The sequence below is a fragment of the Paenibacillus sp. oral taxon 786 str. D14 genome (assembly GCF_000159955.1).
In the GTDB taxonomy this organism is placed as follows: domain Bacteria; phylum Bacillota; class Bacilli; order Paenibacillales; family Paenibacillaceae; genus Fontibacillus; species Fontibacillus phoenicis.
The window spans coordinates 132,009-134,005 of record NZ_GG695979.1 but is presented as its reverse complement, the minus strand read 5'-3'; the positions used below and the strand labels follow the sequence as shown (position 1 = coordinate 134,005).

Here is a 1,997-nt window from a genome sequence, read left to right as displayed (position 1 = left end):
ATTTCTTGGCACAATGGATGAAAATGATGAAAAAAATATGCAAATGTGGGACGGCTTAAAATGGTCCAAGACAAATTTATATGGAGAGTATTCAAATGATCTCGAGAATGAGATAAAACTTTTGAGTATTAAACACTAAGATATACATGACATAACCAGCAACAACTATAAGAATTGATTAAATTTAAATCTTAACAGTAAATAGACATATTATCGGAGCCAAAGGAATTAGCTCATAGAGAAAACAAATTTTAAAGCACCTTCATAAAAACGCAGCTATATCATACGATATGGGGACAACATTGGAGGTGTTTTTTTATTTGTAACAAGAGTCAGTTATTCCTTAGAAGTTTAAAAGAGGAGACTAAACATAAGAATGACCAAAACAGCATTCTGAAACAATTAATTGTTCATAATAAGAAACATTACGTTTCGGTAGGAGAAAAGTGTTTTCGAGTATTCATTCAATATCTCTGGAGTCTGTAAAATAGTTTGTGTAAACTCCTAAACCCAGTAAAATGGAAGACATAGAAAGGTTGGGGAGAATACATGGGACTTTGGACGAAAGAGCAATTGCGAGCCTTCATTAAGGAGAACAAACTGGTAACAGCACAAGACGCGCAGAATGCTTTGAAAGAACTGTTTGCTGAAACTCTTCAAGAAATGCTGGAAGCAGAGCTCGATACGCACTTAGGCTACGAGAAGCACGAGGTCAAAGCCAAGATGACGCCAAATAGCCGAAATGGCAAGAGCAAGAAGACGGTGGTCAGCGAATACGGAGAGCAGGAAATTGCAGTTCCACGGGATCGGATGGGTGAGTTCGAGCCCGTTGTTGTGCAGAAACACCAGAAGAATGTAACTGGCATTGAAGATCAGATCATCGCCCTGTACGCCAAAGGTGTCAGTACACGAGAGATTCAAGACCATCTGCAAAACCTTTACGGTATCGAAGTCTCGCCTACGCTCATTTCCAATGTCACCAACAACAAAATCGTGCCTCTCATTAAGGAATGGCAGAATCGGCCGCTTCAAGGCGTCTACGCGGTCGTCTATATGGATGCGATTCACTTCAAAGTGAAGCAGGACGGAGCCATAGTTAACAAAGCGGCCTACATGGTGATTGGCATCGACCTGGACGGAAACAAGGATGTACTCGGTATGTGGATCGGGGAGAATGAATCCAGTAAGTTCTGGCTCAGCGTGCTAAATGACCTGCGAAATCGTGGTGTCCAAGACATTCTCATCATCTGTGTGGACAATCTGAGTGGTTTCTCCGAAGCGATTGCGGCCTGCTATCCAAAGACCGAGATTCAAAAGTGCATCATTCACCAGATCCGCAACTCCACTCGTTACGTGTCGTACAAGGATTTGAAGAAGGTGACTGCCGACCTCAAGCCCATTTACAAAGCCGCAACCGAGGAAGGAGCGCTGCTAGAGATGGAGCGCTTCGAGGAAGTCTGGGGCGCCAAGTATCCGCTTATAGTCCGCTCTTGGCGCAACAACTGGGAGGAGCTCTCCACCTTCTTCAAGTATCCGCCTGAGATCCGCAAACTCATCTATACCACAAATATGATTGAGAGTTACCATCGGCAGCTTCGCAAGGTGACCAAGGGGAAGAGTATTTTCCCTACCGATGAAGCCCTGCTGAAAATGCTCTACCTGGCCACGATGGATGTGACACGAAAATGGACAGGCCGTGTCCAAAACTGGGGGCAGATGCTCCTTCAGCTTTCGGTCTTCTTTCCGGATCGGGTCAGTAACTATTTACGTTAGAAGCGCCAAATCCCCCTCGGGGGGATTGCTTGGAATGAGTTTACACAGAAATCTTGACAGACCCGATCAAATCAAGAGAATACATTTCTTGCCCTCAATTTAAACTAAACTTAACAAGCAATCGAGGTTCACTTCATACACCGTTTAGACTTAAATGTGTTGTTTTGATCCATATTTCACAAACGTGAAGTATACAGCACCTCAATAGTGATTAGCTTTTTTGA

Annotated in this window: 1 protein-coding gene; it reads left to right on the top strand. The window is 43.5% G+C overall.

What is annotated here, in order from left to right; all coding sequences use genetic code 11:
- The first annotated feature begins 549 nt into the window (after positions 1–549).
- Complete coding sequence (locus POTG_RS13690; RefSeq protein WP_009225424.1) at positions 550–1,773, top strand: IS256 family transposase; 1,224 nt, start codon at positions 550–552, stop codon at positions 1,771–1,773.
- Positions 1,774–1,997: the final 224 nt, after the last annotated feature.